Source organism: Pseudarthrobacter sp. Y6, assembly GCF_050156205.1.
Taxonomy (GTDB): Bacteria; Actinomycetota; Actinomycetes; order Actinomycetales; family Micrococcaceae; genus Arthrobacter.
Map to the genome: position 1 here is coordinate 60,598 of NZ_CP189575.1, position 19,525 is coordinate 80,122.

The window sequence follows — 19,525 nt, forward strand, 5'->3', positions numbered from 1 at the left end:
TGATGCTTCTGCAAGGGCTGCCACAATAGGCAAATGGCTTCTAAAGAGTTCTTTACCGACAGAGCGAACGGTCCCGTCCCCAGGATCAACGACGATCTTCCAGAACACACGTCCAAGGGGCTCTACGAGCTGTTCCAATCGAAAGCCGACAGCCATTGGTTTGCTTCCCATTTTCCCGAAGAATGCCAGGACGGCAATGGTGTCATCGGCACAAATCGAGGTGGACTTTGGGGCAACGTAAGAGCTCTGGTCCCGGAGCTGAAGGGACCGGACAGCTGGGGCATGACGCCCACACAGCCGGACGGCGCAATATTTGACCTGATCGAATATGCGGCGGACAAAGTATCGAAGCCAATCAAGGGTGCGCATCACAGCTTTTATAAGCACCACGAGCTCACTTTTGACCAGGCCGCTGGCCGGAAGGAGTTCCGGGAAGAGGTTAATCAGATCCTTCGACGCGGCGGAACTATGTATGAACTGAGTCCGAAATCGCAGATCGAAAGAATCGGCACCACGGCCGTGCAGCAAGTTATCGAGCAGATGACGCCGGCGAGTGGTGATCCCGATCTGGACGCCCTTCTTGGTCAGGCCAAAAAGCTCTACATGTCGCGCAAAGAGGATGATCGGGCCTTGGCATTGGAGAAGCTGTGGGATGGCTTCGAACGTCTCAAGACCATCGATTACGTGGGAAATAAGAAGCAAAGCGCCGAAGCGCTGCTGGATAACATCGCTAGTAGCGAGTTCAGAGACATCACCAGCGCCGAGATGAAAGCCCTAACTAACTTGGGCAATCAGTTCATGATTCGACATCACGAGACTGATAAACATCCGGTGCCCAAGGAAGCACAGGACTATCTCTTCGCCCGGATGGGGTCACTGATCGTATTCCTCCTCAAAGCCAGCAACCGCCTGGGCTGACACGATTCGCTGGCAGACACCCTGCTGGAAACGCAAAGCTGGCTCGGGTGCCCCTTGGGCCAAGACTTCCGCGGCCGACAAACCTGAGGGGAGCGGCCGGGATCTTTTCAGCCGTGGACGACACACATTTGATGTGCGGGACCAGTTCCGGAACGAAGGAACCGTTAGCAATGGTCCAGGTCTTCAGGCTGGCGGGGACAACCACAAGCTGCAGGGCGGTGGCCAATCACCACTTGGTATCGCAAGGGCTGCTTGATCCAAGCAATGTCCAATTCCGAAGGTCAGCAGGCAATCACGCTGGCCATTGCGGATCTCATCGCTTTACTCGTCACCCTCGGGGGCATCTGCCTTGATTGTTCCCGCTGCGATGCGTTCCTGGGTCTCCTGATAGCAGCGCTCCACGTAGGCTGCGAGGTCGTCCTCGCTGACGCGCCACATGCGGCGCCCGCCGGAGAGCTGCAAGCCTCGCAGTTCTCCGGATGTGACCATTGCCCGAACGGCGGGCATGCCGACATTGAGGACATCTCTAACATCTTCCAGGGTGAGCATTTTTGGAAAGCGGATGGTGGCCGGCTGTTCCGGGATTGCGGCGGCTATGCCCTCGGACCATTGCGCCATCAGCTTTCCTTTCCGTGGGCGGGACTCTGACCAATTTGCAGCAGTGGCTGCACTTGGCCGGTTTCGAAGGCGCGCTGCACCGCTGGATTGGCGTGGCTAAAGACGGACTGGCCGTCGGGCAGCACAAGGTGGGCGAAGAATTCTTCATCGAAGGAGACGATCCCGGCCGCTACCGCCTCGAGTTTTGCCTTGACGACCAGGGCCAGTGCACGCCAGCTCTGCCTCACTGCCTGATCGTATTCCTTGGCTGCGGCTTCTGTTGTCCTGGGCTGGCCCTTGGCCGGGGTGTGGGTGAACCGGCGTTCGCTGCGATCCGGCATGGGAACCACGAACCGGACCTGGCGACCGTTGACGACGAATCCGATCGCTGCGCGGCTCTCTTCCCATCCGTACATGAAGCTTGTGGCCCCGTAGCGGGCCAGTGTGCGTTCAATCTCAGCCCGTGAGGTCGCACTGTCGACGGCGGTGTTTTGGGCGTATCTGGCTGTGGTCATTGGATTCCCGCTTTCCTTGCTCCCGGCAGTCTATTTACGGAAGACGTCCGAGGAAGGGCTCTGGGGATCTCCGTCGGAGGCGAGGCCCCTTACGAAGAGGGGCAGCATGGGCTCTTCCGCCAGTGATGCGTCTAAGCGGGGTGCTGGCTGCGGGGTGATTTCAGCGATCAATGAAGCGTAGGGCCGGCCGGGATCTGTGACGTCTTCATCTAGCTCAAAGACGTGGCCGGGGTAGCGATCTTTGAGCAGGTGTTGTTCTGTCGGGCGCAGGCTTGCGAATTTGCGGGGCATGTTCAGTCCTTCGGGTACTGGAAGTGGATTGGCGGCCGGGTCTATTCGGGCGGGCTGCCTTGGCCGGCGGTGGCCGCGGGTGCTGTTCCCGTGGCCGATGAGAGAGCGTCCAGGAGTTCGTCTGTCAGGACGTCCGCGGTGATGTAAGCGGGGCTTCCCGGCTCAACATGACGCAGGGCTTGGACGATGGCTGTGTGCAGCTGCGTCCAGGTGATGGAGGCGGGGGATGGGGCTATTGCTGAGATAGACATGGTGTTCCTCTCTATAGCGAGGTGAAGCGTTGACACCAACAAGAGGTGTTGGTGGACGGAGGGTTCCGGACAGTGAAGCCGGGAAAATGTGGGGCGGCCGCCTGGGCCGCCCCAGGTTACTGGGGCGCTGGCTTGTGGCCGGTGAGGTCGGTGTAGGCGATCGTTTCGGTCCTGGCCGGGTTGTAGCTGGCCGGCACGGAGACGCTCTTGCCGTTTACCCGGCGGACGACGTGCCAGGTCTTTCCCTGGCGGACGTGGTCGCCCTTGCTGATGGACTTGGGTCCGTAGTCATTGGCTTCGCCGTTTGCGATCTGCTGCTGGCGGATCCCGGTCCAATGCGCCAGCTGCTCGGTGGCTACTTTCAGCATGAGCTTCAGGCGTTCCTTGTGGGCGCCGGTAGCAGGCGGGGTGACTTCGGTGTGCTTGACGTCGCCTACCGTGTAGAGCGTCCGTTCGTGGCCGGAGATCTGCCGCTGAAGACGCGCGACCTCCGCGGTGAGGCGGGTATTCCGGTTGGCGACGACGGTGGGAGTCTCCCGGAACTTCATCGTCTGTTCTGCTGCTTCAACGCGCCTGGAAGCTTCCCCTGCAGCGGCACGGGCCGTCATGTCCCGGTGGGCGGCATTGCGGAATTTTTCGGCCTTGCGCAGCATTCGGGGCCCGCTGTAGTGGTCCATGAGAATCGGCTGGCCGAAGGGCGGCAGAGACTGGCTGATGGTATCCAGGCGATCTGCGGCGCTCCGGGCGATAGCGGTTTTACGGGCCTCTCTGGCGCTCAGTGAGGCAACGCGGGCATTGGCCCTTTCATGCCGGGCAGCTTCCGTGGTGGCGGCATCGCGGGGGCTGTCGTCGATCTCGATCTCGACGGCGAAGCCGGCGGACCGCAAGGCGTTTGCCGTTGCCTCGATCTGGTGGAGTTTGGCAAACCGGTCACGGCTGTTGGGGACATACCAGGATCCGAGCCCTGAAGACCAGCGCCAGGCGTTGGCCTTCAGGATAGGCGCGGTGCCATCTCCTTTGGCAGTTCCGTCGATCAGGGTTCCCTCTTCGTGGGAGTGGGTGATGTACAGCATTATCCAGCCTTTCTTAACTTGATCTGACATCATAAATCTATCGTCACTGAAGAGGAGTTGTCAACCCACTTTTGGCCAAATACGACCCACGTTTGGCCACATTCAGGCAAAGGGGGAGGCGCCCCGGACTTTTCCGGAGCGCCTCCCTGGATCGCCTGATCCCCTAGGCGGGAATGCCGATGTCCATGCTCTGGCCGGCAAAGCGTAGGAGTTGGGGTGGAATGTCCGCGTAGTCGGATTCCTCGCCGTCACCCTCGCCGATGATGATCATGGCGCCATTGATGGTGTCCCAGTCGTAGATGCCTCCAACGGAGTGCATGAAGGCTGTAGCCCTCTCGTTTACCGGGAGGTTTTCGAGCTTTCCTTCCTCGTTCACGTAGGCGAGCCAGGAGTCCCCGTTTAGGCCTGGGGCGTCGCGCCCGGGCAGCTGCTCGATGTAGCCGCCCACCAGCTTCTGGAAGGGCTCCAGGCCGGGCTCGATGCACTCAACTCGAACGGCTTCGGCGGAGTCTGCCGGGATAACCAGGATGGAAACTGCAGTCATGATGTTGACCTCTCTCTTAACTTGATCTGACATAAATAAAGTATCAAGACGTTGAGATGGTTGTCAACCCACTTTCGAATTGGTCTTGTCTTCGGAAACTGCAGTGTATGGCGGGGTAGTTGGTTAGCCAGGGCTTGCTGATGAACGTGCACCGTTCGGGAAGGTGGCGGCCAACTGCGTCTCCGAGCGCGTCGGCTTTCGGCATCAGTGACACACCTGACGGTTACTCTGAAGGCCACCAAGGTATAGCGAAGGGAAAACCGATGACAGCGCCGAATTTTGAGAACCTTTTTATCGAGGAAGTTCCCGATCATGTTGATGTGGAAGGTTCGCCGATGGATGGGTATACGGTCATCAGAGCTACCGGCCCGCTCACTGTTCCTGTCTTGCGGGAAAGGGTTTTCGGCCGGGTTGAATTCCTGCGAGATCTGATTGACCTTGAGGAGGCAGGCGGCCGGCCCGCGGGTCTCGTCGTGGATGAATACAGCCCCTCGGATCCATCGACAGGGATATTCGGCGCCGCCTTACTGGAGACCATGGGGAGCCTTATCCGCAACGGAGGCAAGGCGTACCTGGACAAATGGGGACGCCAGTCCGTTGTCGGCATCGACTACTCGGTGGATCTGAGCACTCGCGGGTCTTGCCCGGAAACACATCTCACGATTTGGGCCGATAGGGAACGTGCCAGGGAACTTATTCGCTCAGGTGCACTCGACATGGAAAAGCTGGACATAGAACTCACTCAGAAAGATGGTGCGTTTGGGCCTGAAGATGAGATCCCCCAGATGTTCGCGCAGTGCGTTGGCGACTTGATTCTGCAGGCTGCCGTCGAACCAATCAGGCGTGCGTCCTACAGTCCGGAGTACTGCTGACGCTATTTGTGCCATGGGTGAATCTTGCGAACTGAAGCAGGCGGACTGTTGGGCAGCCTAGTTCTGGATGTCTATGACGTTGTCCAGCGTGAAGGTCACATGGTCACCGAGAGCCAGTTCGTCGGAGAGCAGGAAGGGTTCATTGCTGAGCGTGCCTTTGAGCTTGGGGCCGTTGCGGGCTGTGGTCAGTACCCACATTCGTTCTGCGCAGGAAGGTGTTGCGAACATCAGTTTCACGTAGGAGCCGGGGCGGATGAGTTCTTTGGCTTCCGGCTCGGGTATGGGAAAGCTGTCGGGGTTTTCGTGGTTGCGCTGGCAGCCATCGATCAGGGTCGCGTTCATGGCGGGGCGCCTTTCCGGATGGCGGGCTGATATCCCGCCACCCTGTGTGTTGGCTTAGATGATGTCGTTTGCGAAGACGGTCAGGGCGGGTGTCAGCTCGCCCATTCCGTCAATCAGTCGGGTCCCTTGGGTTCCGGGCCCTTGTCGGCTGGTGGTGCGGATGGGGGAGCCCTCTTTGAGGGTTGTGGGGAGGAGGTTCAGGAATTGTTCCATGGCTTGGGAGAGGTCGTCCCGGCGGCTCTTGGTGGTGTCGGTGGCCACCTTGAATGCTGAGCTGCTGATCCGCTCCGGCAGTTCCATTGTTTCTCCGCAAATGGTGGCCCGGTAGACGTAGCCGATAATGGCGGCCATCTGGGCCATTTCATCGTCCGTGATCGCACGGTCTGCCTGGAAGGCAAAGGCGGACGGCTCGTTGGCGGTTGTTGTCCCACTCAGCTCCGTGAAGCCTGCCAGCCCCCTAGATGTGCCCTGCAGCGCGGTTGGACCGGCGCTGGTGGAGGTGTGGGCTGCTGCGCGTTCCTTCAGTGCGAGGACATAGCGCTTGCAGGCCTCGGCCAGATCAGCGTCCCCTGCTTCCTGCAGGCGCTCCACCGCACGTTCAAATAGGTAGGCGTCCTGTTCGCTGTGGCCGTAGGCCTGCAGGTGCAGGGCCTGGAATGCCTCTTCGATGACGAAGTCCCGCAGATCCCGTCCGGCATTGAGCTGGTGAGTGAGGGTGACGATCTCGGCTGGCTCCAGGTGGTGCAGGTTCTCCGTGAGCCACTCGGAAACCCAGAGGGTTGATACGACGGCAGCTGTGGGCATTGACTTACCTCTTTCTTAACTTGATCTGACATATATAATCTATCGTCTCAATCGAAAGGTGTCAACCGGCTTTCGCTCCTTACCCGGGGCCGGTGGGCGGGGCCGCCATTTTCGACGGCCCCACTGCGTTCAGTGCTGAAGCTGAGGCATGGCCTCCGATATTCCCAGCGGGCCATAGGCGAATGTCTTGTAGTTGCCGCCACCTCCCAGACCGCCAGAGTCGCCGTGATACTCGTTATTGCCCACGCCGTATCCACCGGTACCCTCCGGCCATTCCATCTGGCCCAGTTCCGCGAAAAGGATCTGGGCCAGCGGAGTTTCGTGTGCGTTCTCGACGGCGTGATTGTTCTCTTCGACGTTCCAGTTCAGCTCCCGCCCCACGATTTCAATGGCAGCGGCCTCGCAGCCCTGCAGGTCCATCGCCGGGAAGTTCACGCTCCTGCTGGTTACCCGCGGCGCCCAGCGGTCAACCTCGGAATGGGTAGGGCGCCGGACGGCCAGCTGGTGGCTCTTGTGGCGCAGTAATTCGAATGCCATGGTCCGGGCATCGGTACCGCCCGGCTCAGCGGCGCTCCTCAGGTGATTGCGGTATTCGACCGGCGTGAGCTTGGCGAGGGGGCGATGCAGCTCCAGCGCCAACTGGTAGACCTCGGAGTGCGTGGTGTTCAGGTAATTGCACAACGTCCGCTTGAGCGGGGCGACCGATGCGGCCGGCAGTGTGATCCTGGCAGTTTCCCATTCGTAGCAACTCATTCTCTACACCTTCCAATAAACTTGATCTGACATATATAAACTATCAAGATTTGAAGAGTGCTGTCAACCCACTTTCGCGGCCGAGCCGGTAGGGTTTGCTTCCCGCTCCGGAGGGTGGTTGAGATGGGGCTCGACCAGGTCCAGGGTCGTCTGTACGACGTCGGCAACGAGCCGGGCAAGCCATGGTGGTTGCTGCATGGGAGAGGCGTTCTGCTGGGCGGTGCGCGCGCGGGCCATGATTTCGATTTTCAGGTTCTCAGGGACTGGCATGGCCTCTCCTTCGAGGGGTTGCGGCGTGGCTTAGGCGCAGGCGGTCAGGGTGCTTTTCATGGCGTCGTGTTCGGCCTGTGTGACCCACAGTTGCCATTTGGCCTTGATGTGGGCCTGGATGGCGGCGTACTGGCAGCGGAAGCTCTTGTTGGGGGGCTGCCAGGTAGCGAAGTCTGAGTCCTGCTTTTGCATGTTGGCGGGACCGTCGACCGCCAGGAGGTTCTCGGGGTCTGCGGCGAAGGCTTCCTTGCGGTCGTCGTCCCACTGCTGGGCACCCTTTTGCCAGCTGTCTCCGATGCTGACGACGTGGTCGATCTGGATGGCGGAGCTGGTGTCTTGGCCGCGGGTGAAGGGGATGGATTGTCCGGTGTAGGGATCGTTGAGGATCCCGGAGATTACGACGCAGTTGTTGGTTCCCGGCTTGAATTGGGTGTCGGTCAGGTCGCGGGCGAGGGTCCGGTTGCGGAGGTCGCAGCCTTTGATGCTGGGCCAGCCGTTGAGGAACTCTTTCCGTTCATAGCCGGTTTTGGGTGCCCGGCCCTGGATCCGCAGCGTCTGGAGTGTTTCCAGTGCGGCCGCGGCCGCCTGCGGGGTGATGGTGGCGCCTGCCGCTGCGCTGGGTGGTGCCTGTTCCGGTGCCGGTGGTGACCAGGTGAGGGTGCACCCGGCCAGTGCGATGGTTGCCAGCAGGCAGAGGCCGGCCCGAAAGAGACGGACAGCCCCGTGGGGGCCGGGATGCTGGGGATTTTGAGTGGGCGTCATGGCCGTCTCTCCTTGGAAACTTGGGGGTGATCCACCAACAAGAGGTGGCCGCGGTCCGCGGAACCGGACGCACGAGGAAGGGTTTTTGAACTGGGCTGCCCGGGTTCGGCCCACCTTTCGCTGGGCAGGCCGAACCGGCTGGGGCCTAGTCCTGGCTTTCGTCCGGCTCGGTGCCTGATTCCGCCAGGTGCTGCCTGTACAGGGAGGTGTAGGTCTCCGTGAGCTGGATGCTGGTACCGAGGAGCTCGGTCAACTTCTCCGGCTTCGCGTGCCTACGGATTTGGTCCGAGAGCAGCGTTGCTGCCTTCGAGGCCTTTTCCCTGGCGGAGAGGACCTGCCCCAGAGTGACACTGAGTGTGGATTCCAGGACGTTGGTGACTTCCTCGGGGCGTGCCCATTTGTTCGTGTAGCCGTCGCCGCCAACTTTCGAAAGATGAAGGACCGTGCCGTTGGCTTCGGTGGCGATCACTTCCCACCTGGTCTTTCCTTTGCCGACATTGCAGGTCGCGCCGGGTGTGATGGCTGGGGTTGAGGACATAATCATTTCCTTTCGAGGGGTGGGTGCGGGCCGGTTGGTTGTTCCGGCCCGCGTGCTGCGCTTAGTTGTGGACGGGGGTAATTTCAAAGTCGAACGGCATCATTCCGGTGCTGTAGATGTCGGTGCCGTCTGATCCGGTGACTGATTCCCAGCCGGAGATGTTGATCTCGCCTTCCATGGCGAGGGCGGTCACCAGCAGGCCGATTTCGAACCGCTCCCAGCTGCGAATGACGTCATCCTTGGCCGGGGCGCTGGCCCAGGCGTCCAGGATGATTTCGGCCTGTGGAATGTCCAGCAGCCATTCACCTTCGTCGCCTTCGTCGGGAGAGGGATTGGGGATGTAGACCGCTTCGGTCAGGGGATGACCTGTGATGAAGATGCCCTGGGTGGCGGGGGATGAAGACATTTCGCAACTCCTTAACTTGATCTGACATATATAAATATATGTGAGATCACTAAAGGTGTCAACTCACTTTCGCCGTTCTCGTGCCCGTTTTGGGAGGAAGCCTGGCTGCCCCGGGTGATGGCAGGATGTTGGGCCGGGCCTTTGGTGCCCCGGGGGTCTATCGGTGCCTCCAGATGGCCGCTGGCGGCCGCGTAACGAGTGGCAGGAGTGTCCCGCCAGAATGTCCCGGTGGCGAATCCTTGAGCCTTCCCACACATACATCGCCAGGTCTACGCATGTTCCGGTACATGAGTACAGCTAACGAGCCTGAACGCCCCGTCCGACCGCTTCTCGCCCGCGCCTTTGAGGCATTCGTGATTGCTGCTGCAACGGCGGCCGGCGGGGCAGCGCCCATCTTCTTCTTGAACTGGGTGGGAACAATCCTGGGGCTTCCGCACTCCTGATCGGGCGTCGGGGCATCAGGGCCTAAAAGTGAACATGCTGGTCCCCAACGGGCCCCGCTCTCCAGTCCGATGCTGGCACAAGCACCGTAGGTGTTTTGCATGGCATTATGATCGATACCTGTGTATGACGAAGCTTCCTCCCTCTTTGAGATCGACGATCCTGCCCCGTCTCCCAACGTTCTTGCTCCACTTCCGATCAAAACGGAGCAAATACAAGCCATTCGTGATGCGTTTGAGAACGCGGGGGTGGTTAGCCAGGACGATCGCAAGGCTTTGATCGAATCAGTCGTCGTCCGTGAAGTAGCGAGCATTCGTGAGCTGAAGGCCGTCGATGCCCGCCGGATTCTTCAGCGCATCGAGGGCCTGCGTAGCGCCAAGCCAACAGGCACCGGATCGGCGTGGGATAACCGCGAAGAAGACACCTGGATCGACAAGCTCTAGCGGGATCCCGGCGGTGACCGACCCAGCTAGCCCACGCGGGTAGGGTGGGAGTCGGGTTCGCTCCGCGCGGTCTGCATGAGACGCGAACTCACTCATGTGAAAGTAAGGATTGGGAATGTCGCGGCTCACGGACCTTCTGCGCGCTGCCAAGCAGCTTGACCCGCAGCTAGGCAAGGATTTGGAAGACGAGATCCAGCCCTTGCAGAAGCGCCTGCCATTCGGGCTCAATTTCGAGAGGCACGCCCCCGAAGCCGTCGAGCTCGCAGGCCACAAGATCCGCAAGGAAAGTAGGGTGCGGATTCTGTCACCCCGGGGATCAACCGCTCGCGGTGACCAGCGGCTCTGGCGCGTCGACAAGGTTATCGGTGACGCCGCCGAGATCTCGCTTCTCGACAGTTCCGAGGCGGAGACTCGCACAGTGCAGGTCGATGACCTTATCTTGGTCGCCGAGTTCCGCGATTGGATCTATCCCGGCCTCCGCCCGGATGGCACCGTCGAGCGCGGCGATGACAAGCCATTCCACACCGTGATCAACGGTGAGAACTTTCACGTGTTGGAACAGCTGACCTTCACCCACGCACGCTCAGTTGACGCGATCTACATCGATCCGCCCTATAACACTGGCGCACGTGACTGGAAGTACAACAACGACTACGTCGAGGGCGACGACCTCTACCGGCACTCGAAGTGGTTGGCGTTCATGGAGCGGCGGCTCAAGCTCGCGGAGCGCCTCTTGAAGCCTGAGAACTCGGTCCTAATCGTGACCATCGATGAAAAGGAATACTTGCGGCTCGGGCTGTTGCTGGAGCAAACGTTCACCGATGCGCGTATTCAGATGATCTCGACCGTTATCAACCCCAAAGGAGTGTCGCGCGGCGACTCTTTCCGTCGATCTGATGAATACATCTTCTTCGTCATGCTTGGTTCCGCGGCCCCTCAAAGGCTGGAACTCGGCACCGAATGGGCGGCAGGGAGCTTTGGCAACGTCGAGGCCGGTGCGGGCGAAGGCAATGGCGAGCCCGGGTGGAGCTCTATGATGCGTCGCGGGTCGAACTCCGCTCGCACGGATCGACCAGGGCTCTTTTATCCCATCTACGTCGACCCAGACACGGGCCGCATTCAGCAGGTTGGTGCACCTCTCAGCGCTGACAAGCACGAAGCCCCTGAAGTTGCCGGCCTGATCGCGACTCTGCCTCTGCGCCGGAATGGGTCAGAAGGTCGATGGCAGATAGGTCCTGACGAACTGCGGTCCCGGTTATCACAGGGACGTGTGCGAACCGGACGCAAGACCGCTTACGGGTACGTGATTAACTACCTCTCCGATGGCGCTTATGCTGAAGTGCTGTCCGGTGGATTCGAGATCACCGGCCGAGCCGAGGACGGCTCTATCGTGGCGACCAGAGTCGGTGTACAGTCGCGTGCCCAGGTCCCTTTCACCCAATGGCGGACGCCTTCGCACAACGCCTCTGAGTACGGTTCCACGCTACTCACCGCATTCCTTCCCGGTCGGAAGTTCCCCTTTCCGAAGAGCCTCCACGCGGTCGAGGATGCACTCCGGCTTTTTGTGAGCGACAAGCCAGAGGCAGTCGTGCTCGACTTCTTCGCCGGCTCTGGCACCACTGCGCACGCTCTGATGCGGTTGAATCGGCAGGATGGCGGTCGCCGTCAGTGTATCTCGGTGACGAACAACGAGGTTTCAGCCGAAGAACAGACGCGGCTACGCCGGCAAAGGCTGCGCCCTGGTGACGCGGAGTGGGAGCGGTGGGGCATCTGCGACTACATCACGAAGCCCAGAATCCTCGCCGCTGTAACCGGACTTACGCAAGATGGCGAGCCGATCAAGGGCGACTACAAGTTCGTCGACGAGTTTGCAATGGCCGACGGTTTCGAGGAGAACGCCGCCTTTTTCACGCTCACCTACGAGTCCCCGTGGCAGATCAGTGCTGACCGCGCGTTCGGCGCCATTGCGCCGATGCTGTGGCTGCGTGCGGGCGCGCGGGGAAGGTGCATCGACGATCTCTCGAACGGGTGGGCCGTGGCCGAGGCCTACGGCGTTATCAAGGACCTAGACCGCTCAAGTGACTTCATTGAGGCGCTCCGGCGGGAAGAACACGTCCGGATCGCCTTCATCGTTACGGACGACGAAGGCCGCTATCAGCAGATCGCAAACGAAATCCCTGGTGTTGAGCCCGTTCGACTTTACGAGGACTACCTCCGGAACTGCGAAAGCAGCGGTGACTTCTGATGCGCTTCACGCTTAAGGACTATCAAGTGGACGCCGTCGGGGACACCCTGGCGGAGCTGACCGACGCACGCGAGTTCTACCATGGCCCACGCAAGCGGGTCTCGTCAGTAGCGCTCACAGCCACTACTGGTGCCGGCAAGACCGTGATGGCCGCGGGAGTCATCGAGGCTCTTTTCTGGGGCAGCGAGGACTTCAATACTGTTCCCGATCCGGATGCGGTCGTGCTGTGGTTCAGCGACGATCCTTCATTGAACCAGCAGACGCGGTACCGTCTGGAGCAAGCTTCTGACAGACTCCGCAATCGTCTCGTCACGGTCGAGCACCCGTTCCGGTATCGGAAGCTCCGGCCTGGTCATGTGTACTTCCTCAATACCTCGAAACTGTCGCGGAACAGCCTGTTGGTTCGGGGCCACGATGCCGATGGTGTTTTGCCCGGCCTGGAGTCGAACCCAGATACCGTGCCGTTCACGTTCTGGGACACACTGCGGAACACTATTGAGGACGAAGGCACCACGCTGTACATGGTGCTCGATGAGGCCCACCGCGGTATGGGGCGGCGTGCTTCGTCAGACACGCCCACAATCGTGAAGCGTCTGATCAACGGTCACGGCTCTGTTCCTCCCGTTCCGATCGTTTGGGGCATCTCCGCGACAGTTAGGCGGTTCGAGGAGGCAATGAGCGCTGCGGAGGTGGACAATCGAGTCCACCTCCGGACCATCACAGTGGATCCTGTGCGTATTCAGGAGTCGGGGCTCCTCAAAGACGACATCGTCCTCGACTTCCCCGCCGAGACCGGAGACTTCAACACCGTTCTCCTGCGCCGGGGCGTCCGCAAGGTAAAGCAACTGTCGTCGGCGTGGGCGGAGTATTCTGCTGCCCAGAACGAGCCAGAGCTAGTCGAGCCGCTCTTGGTGCTCCAGGTGCCGAACAAGCCGTCGCCGACAGAGGTGGCCTCAGCCATCGACGTCATATTGAATGAGTGGCCCGAGGTCGGCTCTGACGCTTTCGCTCACGTCTTTGGCGACCACACTGCCCAGACGTTCGGTGCGCATAGTGTTCCGTACATCTCTCCCGAGCGGGTCCAGGACGCAACCTATATCCGCGTGCTGCTCGCAAAGGACGCCATCAGCACTGGATGGGACTGCCCGCGTGCAGAGGTGATGGTGTCGTTCCGTCCGGCCGTCGATGAGACGCACATCACCCAGTTGCTAGGCCGTATGATCCGCACACCACTTGCGCGTCGTGTCGAGGGCGACGACCTTTTGAACAGCGTCGAGTGCATCCTGCCACGGTTCAACAAGGCCACCGCCAGCCGCGTGCTCGAACAGATCATGGGCAACGACTCCACAGAAACAGGGACTGGAACTGGTCAACGTGTTTTGATCGATCCACAGCTGATGACTCCCAATGACCGCGTTCCGGATTCGGTGTGGACGCTGTTCACCGAGCTTCCCGCTGAGACTTTGCCGCGCAAGCACGCCAACCCGATCAAGCGACTGACCTCTCTCGCACACGCGCTTGCGGCGGACGGCATGGTGCCAGAGGCTGGTCAGGTTGCCCACGGCCGCCTCCATGGAGTCTTCAACGGGCTGGCCGCCCAGTATCCCGAGGAGCTGGGAAAGGCCGAGACGGATGTGCTGACGGTGGCCGGCGGCACTGTGCGCGGGCACGCGCGCTACGGTCTACGGGCAGACGAAACGTGGACCGAGGTCGCTGACGACCGAGCCATCCAGGAAGCGTACCGACATGGCTCGCGTACGGTGACCCCCGACATCGCGCGCACCTACGTGAATCACCTCGCGGCAGATGCTGATGACGAGGATGTACTCCGTAACGCACACGTGCGTGTGGCCGGGCTCGCGATGCTGCCGCAGACGCGGCCGGCGCTCGATGCTGCGGCTAACTCACTCTCGTCCGAATGGTTAAGCACGCACCGGGTGGCGATCAAGACGCTGCCCGAGTCTCGTCAAAGCTTGTACGCCGAAATCACCGCCATGAGCACCGACCCGCAACTGATCTCGATGGCACTGCCGAAGAACCGCCAGGAGGAGACTCGCCGGGCGGTCGGCGACGCCATCCAAATGCTTGACCAGCGACCACTCCACCTACTCTCAGACGAAGATGGCATGTTCCCCGTCGGGAAGCTCAACCCTGATGAGGTCCACGTGCTCGACACCGAGATTCAACGCGGCGACCTGCTTGCGTGGTATCGCAACCCTACAGCCGGCCGCGACTCTATGAGCATCTCTTACCAGGACGCACACGGAGTCTGGCGGACCCTCCGGCCTGACTTCCTGTTCTTCGTCGACGGTCTTGACGGTGTGAGAGTCAACATCGTAGATCCGCACGGCTCGTGGCTACCTGACGCACTGTCTAAGCTCCGGGGGCTGGCGCGATTCGCAGAGGTGTACGGCGAGAACTTCCATCGCATCGAATCGATTTCGAGGATTGACGGTGAGCTGCGAGTCCTCGACCTCACGTTGCCCACGGTGAGGAAGAGCGTGCTGGACGCGATCGACGCGGACTTCGCATACCGCCATTCTTCCGTGGAGTACTGATGTTGGAATGAAACCCAGATGCGGCTTTCATCCGGCCCCGCTTTTCTGTGCCCAACGGCCTGTCAGTCTGCTTGTGATGGCAGCAGCCGCCTAGAGGTCCCTGGTGAATTCGGCGGGGTCCGGAAGGTTGCCAGCATCGCGCAAGGTCGTCGTGAAATGCCCTGGCGTGCCGAGCCGGGTGGTGTTGTTTTCGAAGGTGAAAATCAGGTTGCCCAGGTTGAGCGGATCTTCCTGCTTGGTCAGAACCTTGCCGAACCGGCGGAGCTGGATTTCTACGACGTCGCCGGGCTGGACATCCTTCCAGGCGACCGTCCTGGCCGCTTCAAGAGCGGCCTGATAGGCCTTCCAGGCCTTTGTCGTCTTGCCTCGTTTGATAGCCCAGCCTGTGCCGTTGCACCCGTAACAGCGTTTGCCGTCAACCTGGTTGAAGGAAAATTCGCCCGTGCCGCCACAGCGGTAGCACGGCACGACCGGGAATCCTTCCCTGTTGGTTCTGGCGGGGCTCGTGCCCGCTTTGGTCTTGGCCATGGGCTTAGCCTCCAGCCAGAGGGTGGAGGGGGCCGTAGCCCATGAAATCCTCGCAGTGCTTGCAGAAGTACTCATTGAAGTTTGTATCGAGGTAAGCCTCGTGGGTGTACGTTCCGAACGGATAGTCGGGGTAATGCCCCTGGTGCGCGGCCGCGGCCGCGTCGCGGGAATCCTGGAGGTACTTTGCCTGGTCTGCGGTGGGTGCAAAAGCCATCTTCAACCTCTCCTTAACTTGATCTGACATATATAATCTATCGTCAAAGAGGCGGGTTGTCAACCTACTTTCGGGGAAGCCGGCTACCGCCGGCTCCCCCGGGGTTTTAGCTGGCGAGCAGTTCGGTGATTTCGGCCGCGTCGGAGACCAGTACCGCGTTGCCTTCCTTCAGGAGTCGGTGGCATCCTGCGGAGTTCGCGCTGTGGATGCTTCCGGGGACCGCTGCAACGTGGCGGGCGATGGTTTCGGCGTGGTGGGCGGTATTCAGGGCACCGGAGCGCCAGCGAGCTTCCACAACACAGGTCACCCCGGCAAGGGCGGCGATGATCCTGTTCCTGGCCAGCAAGCGCATCCTGGTCGGCGCTGATGTCGGGGGCAGCTCCGAGAGCGTCAGCCCGTTGGCGCGGATCGCGGCCGCGAGGTCGGCGTTCCCGGACGGGTAGTCACGGTCAAGGCCTCCGGCCAGTACCGCGATGGTCACGGGGCCTTCGCCCTGGCTTCCGGCCAGCGCGGCCCGGTGGGCGTGGGCATCGATTCCGTAGGCGAGGCCGGAGATGACACAGATTCCGCGCTGCGCCAGAGTGTAGGCCAGGTCTCCGGTGACGGATGCGCCGTAGCTGGTGCAGTCGCGTGAGCCGACGAGGGCCACGCTCCGGCTGGGGCCGGGGATCCCGCCGGTCAGGTTTCCCCTGTACCAGAGCCCTGGCGGGGCGTCCGGGAGGTCGTTCAAGGCTGCGGGCCAGTGCTCATCATCCGGTGTGAGGAATCCCCCGCCCAGGCGTTCGATGGCGGCGAGGTCTTTTTCCGGTGCCAGATCGTGGATGCGCGGTGCCCAGCGGCGCAGGGCTTCGGCCAGCTCGTCGGCCGTGATGCCAGGGACGGTGTGGGCCGGTTGGGCCCCGGTGGCGAACCTCAACGCTGCATACGCGCCGAGTCTGGCAACGAGTGCGTGGCCCACCTTGTCAGCGGGTTCGAAGAGGCGGGTGAGGGCTGCGCGGGCGATGCGGTCTTCATTCATTGGAATGAACCTTCCTGATAACTTGATCTGACATATATAAATATATGCCCCAGAAGGGCCCCTGTCAACCTAGTTTCATCAGGAATGTTCCACTTGGGACGCAAGGCGTGGCCGCGGGGACAGAAGGGCTAGCTGACCTCAGGCATCGCGTCCGGGAGTTCGCCAATGGCTGCGGAAAGGTGCCTGGCAGCGGCTTGTAGGCCGTCTACGGGGATTCCCGCTCTCTCCTGGGTCAGAGTGCCATGTTCGTCAATCAGGTAGGCGAGTGCCTCATGGAGGTGCTTGAGGCTGCGTCCCAGGTTGTAGGCGTTGAGGGGAAACTCGTCTGGCTGCGGGCTGCCCTGGTTGCGCCGGCGTTTTGTTGCTGCAGCGAATTTCCGGGTGCTGCTTTCGGCGTCCAAGGATGCTGTGTGCACTTGGCTGAAGCGCGTCACGATGGTCCCTTTCGGTGGTGGCATTCAAAGTGTGGATTACCGCTCCTGCCTTGTGGGCAGGAGCGGGCAGGCATCAGGCGGGCAGCCGGACGGGCATGATCATGTGGCGGAACGCTTCGTTGTCCTCAGCATCCACCCCGGCCTCGGTGAATACGGCCGGCTTTGGCAGGGACTGCTGGGAGAAGCGGATCATGTCCGTTGTAAACGCCTTGATCGCATCAAGCAGGTAGGAAGGATTGAATGCGACAACCCAGCCGTCGGAGTGAGAACCGGCCACCCAGTTCACTGCAGCGAGCGGTGACTTTGCATCCGGGTCGGCTACAACCATGGCGCCAGCGGAAGTGATGGTCAGCCGGACGGGGAGGTTGCGCTCGGTCAGTTTCGCTGCGACCGTCGTGATCGCCAGTAGCTTGGCTCGGTCCAGCTCCACCACGGTCGAGTGGCCGGCGCCGATGAGGCTCCGGATTTTCGGGTAGTCGCCGCGGATTTCCATCACTGTGTAGACGGTCTTTCCGGTGATGATGCCGATGGCGTATTCGTTCGCGGGAATGTCGGTGAACATCAGCCCCCCGCCTGCCAGGTTCTTAGCCACCGCGGCCCAGGTCTTGGCGCCGATCAGGAACTTTCGGTTGTGCTGCACCGAAGCTGAAACATGGTCGTAGGCGAGGCGGTATCGGTCGGTGGCGCAGATGTCCAGGCCGGACCCGTTTGCGTCCACCTGCAGCCCAGTCAGGATGGGCAGCGTGCAGTCCGTGGATGCGGTGCTCGCAACCCGGGCCATGGCCGGCTTGAGCGTGGCGGAGTCCACCTCAGCGAAGACCCGGCCGGTGGCCGGCACCGCGGGGTACTCAAGGACAGGGGCGCCGTCGACCGGGATCTCGTAGCCAGCGCACCGAAGCACCACCTTGCCGGACTCGACTCCCAGGCCAACCAATGGACTCTTGTCTTTGCCCAGCAGGGATTTCAGTGTGGTGGTGAGCCACTTGTACGGGACCAGGAACGGCTCGACCGGTGCGGAGTCTCCCGCCACTTGGGTGGTGGCGGATACCTCCCAGTCGAATCCCTGCAGGTAGAGCGTGGAGCCCTCAGTGAATACCTTCACGAAGGACAGAACGGGCACGGCCGGCCGAGCCGGGACGGCTGGGGATACTGCGGCGATCGCCGCCAGCCATTCGGTACCGGTGGCCACGGCGATGGTGGGAATGAAGGTCTTATCCAGTGTTGAAGTAGTCATTTGTGAACCTTTCGTATAACTTGATCTGACATACATAATCTACCGCCCCGACCACCACATGTCAACCCGCTTTCGTCAGGAAATCTCCATACCGGACGCTTTTTGATGCCGTGGTTAGGCGCTCCTGCCTTTGGTGGCAGGAGCGCCTACTTCTAGTTAGGGCCGGTGTAGGCGGTGGCCTTATCTTTCGCCCAATCGCAGATCATGCTTCGGCTGAACAGTTCTGCCAGTAGCACGGCCAGCCTGTATGTGGGATCGATGTCCAGTGCTGCCTTGATGTAAGAATCAGCGCGGGATGCCCGCCCCTTCTTCCATTGGGTCATGGCGAGTGCGCAGAGTGGTGCTGGCCTGTACGGGTTGGGAGCGATTGTTAGAAGCTCCCTTAGGACCTGCTCCGCAGCATCGATCCGCTTCCAGTCAGGGGGTACGGCTACTGACCCCATGAGGTAGTGGCAGAGAGTGGCTTCATCCTCTACGGGGATGGGGCCAGGGCTGGAGGTGTTGCCGATGGCGATATCGCGGAACTGCTTGTCCTGAAGAGTCGAGAGCATGCCTTTAAGCTGGCTTAGGCTCAAGGTCTCCTGCTGGAGGTTGTCCCGCCACATGTTACGCACGAGCTCCTGCGCCTCGAGAGGGGGTGCACTCCGGAATGCGTCCAATAGTGCGGAGTACGTTTCGGTTTCCCGGTCTGAAGCTGGCGGAGCCGGGGGGATGTTGACCTCTGAAGTCTGCGCGTAACCGTGGCCGCGGAAAGCAAGCTCCAAAGCCATAGGGCTGCCCTTGATGTCAGAGACCGGGAAGGTTTCGTCACTGTCCAGGGCGAAGACCCGTTCGGACTGAACCAAAAAGACCCCAGCGAGTTCGTGGGGGAGCGCAAGTGCAAGGGAATTCATGAGGGTGCGGAAGTGGGGATCGTAAGCACCATCGGGGCTCTCATCGGAGTACAGGGCCACCACATACCGGGTGGCATCCTTATCGGCCGAGATCATCTCCGCAATAGTGCGCGCAAAGGCCAGGATGTCACCCCCTGCAGAGGGGAGATCCGTGCGGAGCATGGCCCCGAGGTGCTTGCCCTGGACAGACATGAGAACGAGGGAATTAGCCGGCCAGAAGCCGAGCTGGGTGGGCACGAAAGCCAGGAGGTCGGCAGAGCTTTTCACCGTAAGTGAGGAGGTCATTTGAATGAACCTTTCTTTTAACTTGATCTGACATAACAAATATATCCGGATCACAAATAGCTGTCAACCCACTTTCGATAACAGACAGATAACGCAAGAGCGGGTACAGGAAGCCCAAAATCAGCCAGGAGAGCACACCAGGACCAAGGAGGAGGCCAAGGCCAAAGGCCGGCCACAAGAGGCGCAGCCGCTTGTCTACGGCCCTACAGGGCCACGAGGTGCGCAGCACCGAGTCACCTCCTGTCCTGCCTGACCGGCCTGCCGGTCAGTCGGGTGGGATGGGCGCAGCCCATCCC

24 protein-coding genes are annotated in these 19,525 nt (G+C 60.9%); 6 read left to right on the forward strand and 18 right to left on the reverse strand.

Annotated features, from left to right (window positions below):
- Window positions 1-33 precede the first annotated feature (33 nt).
- On the forward strand, window positions 34-918 hold the full coding sequence (locus tag ACQCSW_RS20495; protein WP_426990810.1) for a hypothetical protein: 885 nt from the start codon (window positions 34-36) through the stop codon (window positions 916-918).
- 321 nt (window positions 919-1,239) lie between these two features.
- Here ACQCSW_RS20495 and ACQCSW_RS20500 read toward each other — a convergent pair whose 3' ends face one another.
- From ACQCSW_RS20500 to ACQCSW_RS20520, 5 genes are all read right to left on the reverse strand, one after another.
- A complete protein-coding gene (locus ACQCSW_RS20500) occupies window positions 1,240-1,536 on the reverse strand; it encodes a helix-turn-helix domain-containing protein (RefSeq protein ID WP_426990811.1) in 297 nt (98 codons plus the stop codon).
- The gene (locus ACQCSW_RS20505; RefSeq protein WP_426990812.1) at window positions 1,536-2,030 is read right to left on the reverse strand and encodes a hypothetical protein; all 495 of its coding nucleotides are present in this window, start codon (window positions 2,028-2,030) and stop codon (window positions 1,536-1,538) included. Before ACQCSW_RS20505 ends, ACQCSW_RS20500 begins: the two co-directional genes overlap by 1 nt.
- A 332-nt stretch (window positions 2,031-2,362) precedes the next feature.
- Entirely contained in the window at window positions 2,363-2,572 is a 210-nt protein-coding gene (locus ACQCSW_RS20510; RefSeq protein ID WP_426990813.1) for a hypothetical protein, read from the reverse strand.
- A 116-nt stretch (window positions 2,573-2,688) separates the two neighbouring features.
- Window positions 2,689-3,645 (reverse strand): DUF3560 domain-containing protein, encoded by a 957-nt coding sequence (locus tag ACQCSW_RS20515; RefSeq protein WP_426990814.1) that lies wholly within the window; start codon window positions 3,643-3,645, stop codon window positions 2,689-2,691.
- Between the two features lie 163 nt (window positions 3,646-3,808).
- Window positions 3,809-4,222, reverse strand: a complete 414-nt coding sequence (locus tag ACQCSW_RS20520) for a DUF3846 domain-containing protein (protein ID WP_426990815.1) — start codon at window positions 4,220-4,222, stop codon at window positions 3,809-3,811.
- Window positions 4,223-4,452: 230 nt separating this feature from the next.
- Between ACQCSW_RS20520 and ACQCSW_RS20525 the strand changes: the two genes are divergently transcribed.
- Window positions 4,453-5,061 (forward strand): hypothetical protein, encoded by a 609-nt coding sequence (locus ACQCSW_RS20525; protein ID WP_426990816.1) that lies wholly within the window; start codon window positions 4,453-4,455, stop codon window positions 5,059-5,061.
- 57 nt (window positions 5,062-5,118) lie between these two features.
- On the opposite strand, the gene ACQCSW_RS20530 is transcribed toward ACQCSW_RS20525, so the two are convergent.
- From ACQCSW_RS20530 to ACQCSW_RS20560, 7 genes are all read right to left on the reverse strand, one after another.
- Entirely contained in the window at window positions 5,119-5,403 is a 285-nt protein-coding gene (locus ACQCSW_RS20530; RefSeq protein ID WP_426990817.1) for a DUF2314 domain-containing protein, read from the reverse strand.
- Between the two features lie 54 nt (window positions 5,404-5,457).
- The gene (locus tag ACQCSW_RS20535; RefSeq protein WP_426990818.1) at window positions 5,458-6,207 is read right to left on the reverse strand and encodes a hypothetical protein; all 750 of its coding nucleotides are present in this window, start codon (window positions 6,205-6,207) and stop codon (window positions 5,458-5,460) included.
- 129 nt (window positions 6,208-6,336) lie between these two features.
- Window positions 6,337-6,960 (reverse strand): hypothetical protein, encoded by a 624-nt coding sequence (locus ACQCSW_RS20540; RefSeq protein WP_426990820.1) that lies wholly within the window; start codon window positions 6,958-6,960, stop codon window positions 6,337-6,339.
- A gap of 63 nt (window positions 6,961-7,023) precedes the next feature.
- Entirely contained in the window at window positions 7,024-7,230 is a 207-nt protein-coding gene (locus ACQCSW_RS20545; protein WP_426990821.1) for a hypothetical protein, read from the reverse strand.
- Between the two features lie 30 nt (window positions 7,231-7,260).
- On the reverse strand, window positions 7,261-7,992 hold the full coding sequence (locus ACQCSW_RS20550) for a GmrSD restriction endonuclease domain-containing protein (RefSeq protein WP_426990823.1): 732 nt from the start codon (window positions 7,990-7,992) through the stop codon (window positions 7,261-7,263).
- Between the two features lie 145 nt (window positions 7,993-8,137).
- Window positions 8,138-8,530, reverse strand: coding sequence for a hypothetical protein (locus ACQCSW_RS20555; protein ID WP_426990824.1), 393 nt, complete (start codon window positions 8,528-8,530; stop codon window positions 8,138-8,140).
- 61 nt (window positions 8,531-8,591) lie between these two features.
- Window positions 8,592-8,936 carry a hypothetical protein gene (locus tag ACQCSW_RS20560; RefSeq protein ID WP_426990825.1) on the reverse strand — a complete coding sequence of 115 codons (345 nt, stop codon included), beginning with the start codon at window positions 8,934-8,936 and terminating at the stop codon, window positions 8,592-8,594.
- 287 nt (window positions 8,937-9,223) lie between these two features.
- On the opposite strand from ACQCSW_RS20560, the gene ACQCSW_RS20565 reads away from it, so the two are divergent.
- The 4 genes from ACQCSW_RS20565 to ACQCSW_RS20580 all read left to right on the forward strand — a co-directional run bounded on the left by ACQCSW_RS20565 (window position 9,224) and on the right by ACQCSW_RS20580 (window position 14,623).
- On the forward strand, window positions 9,224-9,379 hold the full coding sequence (locus ACQCSW_RS20565) for a hypothetical protein (RefSeq protein ID WP_426990826.1): 156 nt from the start codon (window positions 9,224-9,226) through the stop codon (window positions 9,377-9,379).
- A 120-nt stretch (window positions 9,380-9,499) separates the two neighbouring features.
- The gene (locus tag ACQCSW_RS20570; protein ID WP_426990827.1) at window positions 9,500-9,820 is read left to right on the forward strand and encodes a hypothetical protein; all 321 of its coding nucleotides are present in this window, start codon (window positions 9,500-9,502) and stop codon (window positions 9,818-9,820) included.
- A gap of 115 nt (window positions 9,821-9,935) precedes the next feature.
- A complete protein-coding gene (locus ACQCSW_RS20575) occupies window positions 9,936-12,065 on the forward strand; it encodes a site-specific DNA-methyltransferase (protein ID WP_426990828.1) in 2,130 nt (709 codons plus the stop codon).
- Window positions 12,065-14,623, forward strand: coding sequence for a DEAD/DEAH box helicase (locus tag ACQCSW_RS20580; RefSeq protein WP_426990829.1), 2,559 nt, complete (start codon window positions 12,065-12,067; stop codon window positions 14,621-14,623). Before ACQCSW_RS20575 ends, ACQCSW_RS20580 begins: the two co-directional genes overlap by 1 nt.
- Before the next feature lie 90 nt (window positions 14,624-14,713).
- On the opposite strand, the gene ACQCSW_RS20585 is transcribed toward ACQCSW_RS20580, so the two are convergent.
- The 6 genes from ACQCSW_RS20585 to ACQCSW_RS20610 form a co-directional block, all read right to left on the reverse strand.
- Complete coding sequence (locus ACQCSW_RS20585) at window positions 14,714-15,151, reverse strand: hypothetical protein (RefSeq protein ID WP_426990831.1); 438 nt, start codon at window positions 15,149-15,151, stop codon at window positions 14,714-14,716.
- Window positions 15,152-15,155: 4 nt separating this feature from the next.
- Window positions 15,156-15,365 carry a hypothetical protein gene (locus ACQCSW_RS20590; RefSeq protein ID WP_426990832.1) on the reverse strand — a complete coding sequence of 70 codons (210 nt, stop codon included), beginning with the start codon at window positions 15,363-15,365 and terminating at the stop codon, window positions 15,156-15,158.
- Between the two features lie 106 nt (window positions 15,366-15,471).
- Window positions 15,472-16,383, reverse strand: coding sequence for a DNA-processing protein DprA (dprA, locus tag ACQCSW_RS20595; RefSeq protein ID WP_426990833.1), 912 nt, complete (start codon window positions 16,381-16,383; stop codon window positions 15,472-15,474).
- A gap of 128 nt (window positions 16,384-16,511) precedes the next feature.
- Window positions 16,512-16,817 carry a hypothetical protein gene (locus tag ACQCSW_RS20600; RefSeq protein ID WP_426990835.1) on the reverse strand — a complete coding sequence of 102 codons (306 nt, stop codon included), beginning with the start codon at window positions 16,815-16,817 and terminating at the stop codon, window positions 16,512-16,514.
- A 73-nt stretch (window positions 16,818-16,890) separates the two neighbouring features.
- Window positions 16,891-18,051, reverse strand: coding sequence for a DNA polymerase III subunit beta (dnaN, locus tag ACQCSW_RS20605; protein ID WP_426990836.1), 1,161 nt, complete (start codon window positions 18,049-18,051; stop codon window positions 16,891-16,893).
- Window positions 18,052-18,203: 152 nt separating this feature from the next.
- Entirely contained in the window at window positions 18,204-19,229 is a 1,026-nt protein-coding gene (locus ACQCSW_RS20610; RefSeq protein WP_426990838.1) for a DUF4192 domain-containing protein, read from the reverse strand.
- Between the last annotated feature and the right edge of the window lie 296 nt (window positions 19,230-19,525).

Bases quoted from the DNA above. Each gene is read 5' to 3' on its own strand.
- ACQCSW_RS20610 (WP_426990838.1), bottom strand. From the start codon at position 19,229: ATGACCTCCTCACTTACGGTGAAAAGCTCTGCCGACCTCCTGGCTTTC.
- dprA (WP_426990833.1), bottom strand. From the start codon at position 16,383: ATGAATGAAGACCGCATCGCCCGCGCAGCCCTCACCCGCCTCTTCGAA.
- dnaN (WP_426990836.1), bottom strand. From the start codon at position 18,051: ATGACTACTTCAACACTGGATAAGACCTTCATTCCCACCATCGCCGTG.
- ACQCSW_RS20530 (WP_426990817.1), bottom strand. From the start codon at position 5,403: ATGAACGCGACCCTGATCGATGGCTGCCAGCGCAACCACGAAAACCCC.
- ACQCSW_RS20535 (WP_426990818.1), bottom strand. From the start codon at position 6,207: ATGCCCACAGCTGCCGTCGTATCAACCCTCTGGGTTTCCGAGTGGCTC.
- ACQCSW_RS20520 (WP_426990815.1), bottom strand. From the start codon at position 4,222: ATGTCAGATCAAGTTAAGAGAGAGGTCAACATCATGACTGCAGTTTCC.
- ACQCSW_RS20550 (WP_426990823.1), bottom strand. From the start codon at position 7,992: ATGACGCCCACTCAAAATCCCCAGCATCCCGGCCCCCACGGGGCTGTC.
- ACQCSW_RS20525 (WP_426990816.1), top strand. From the start codon at position 4,453: ATGACAGCGCCGAATTTTGAGAACCTTTTTATCGAGGAAGTTCCCGAT.
- ACQCSW_RS20575 (WP_426990828.1), top strand. From the start codon at position 9,936: ATGTCGCGGCTCACGGACCTTCTGCGCGCTGCCAAGCAGCTTGACCCG.
- ACQCSW_RS20555 (WP_426990824.1), bottom strand. From the start codon at position 8,530: ATGTCCTCAACCCCAGCCATCACACCCGGCGCGACCTGCAATGTCGGC.
- ACQCSW_RS20560 (WP_426990825.1), bottom strand. From the start codon at position 8,936: ATGTCTTCATCCCCCGCCACCCAGGGCATCTTCATCACAGGTCATCCC.
- ACQCSW_RS20505 (WP_426990812.1), bottom strand. From the start codon at position 2,030: ATGACCACAGCCAGATACGCCCAAAACACCGCCGTCGACAGTGCGACC.
- ACQCSW_RS20565 (WP_426990826.1), top strand. From the start codon at position 9,224: ATGAGTACAGCTAACGAGCCTGAACGCCCCGTCCGACCGCTTCTCGCC.
- ACQCSW_RS20510 (WP_426990813.1), bottom strand. From the start codon at position 2,572: ATGTCTATCTCAGCAATAGCCCCATCCCCCGCCTCCATCACCTGGACG.
- ACQCSW_RS20515 (WP_426990814.1), bottom strand. From the start codon at position 3,645: ATGCTGTACATCACCCACTCCCACGAAGAGGGAACCCTGATCGACGGA.
- ACQCSW_RS20500 (WP_426990811.1), bottom strand. From the start codon at position 1,536: ATGGCGCAATGGTCCGAGGGCATAGCCGCCGCAATCCCGGAACAGCCG.
- ACQCSW_RS20580 (WP_426990829.1), top strand. From the start codon at position 12,065: ATGCGCTTCACGCTTAAGGACTATCAAGTGGACGCCGTCGGGGACACC.
- ACQCSW_RS20545 (WP_426990821.1), bottom strand. From the start codon at position 7,230: ATGCCAGTCCCTGAGAACCTGAAAATCGAAATCATGGCCCGCGCGCGC.
- ACQCSW_RS20585 (WP_426990831.1), bottom strand. From the start codon at position 15,151: ATGGCCAAGACCAAAGCGGGCACGAGCCCCGCCAGAACCAACAGGGAA.
- ACQCSW_RS20540 (WP_426990820.1), bottom strand. From the start codon at position 6,960: ATGAGTTGCTACGAATGGGAAACTGCCAGGATCACACTGCCGGCCGCA.
- ACQCSW_RS20590 (WP_426990832.1), bottom strand. From the start codon at position 15,365: ATGGCTTTTGCACCCACCGCAGACCAGGCAAAGTACCTCCAGGATTCC.
- ACQCSW_RS20495 (WP_426990810.1), top strand. From the start codon at position 34: ATGGCTTCTAAAGAGTTCTTTACCGACAGAGCGAACGGTCCCGTCCCC.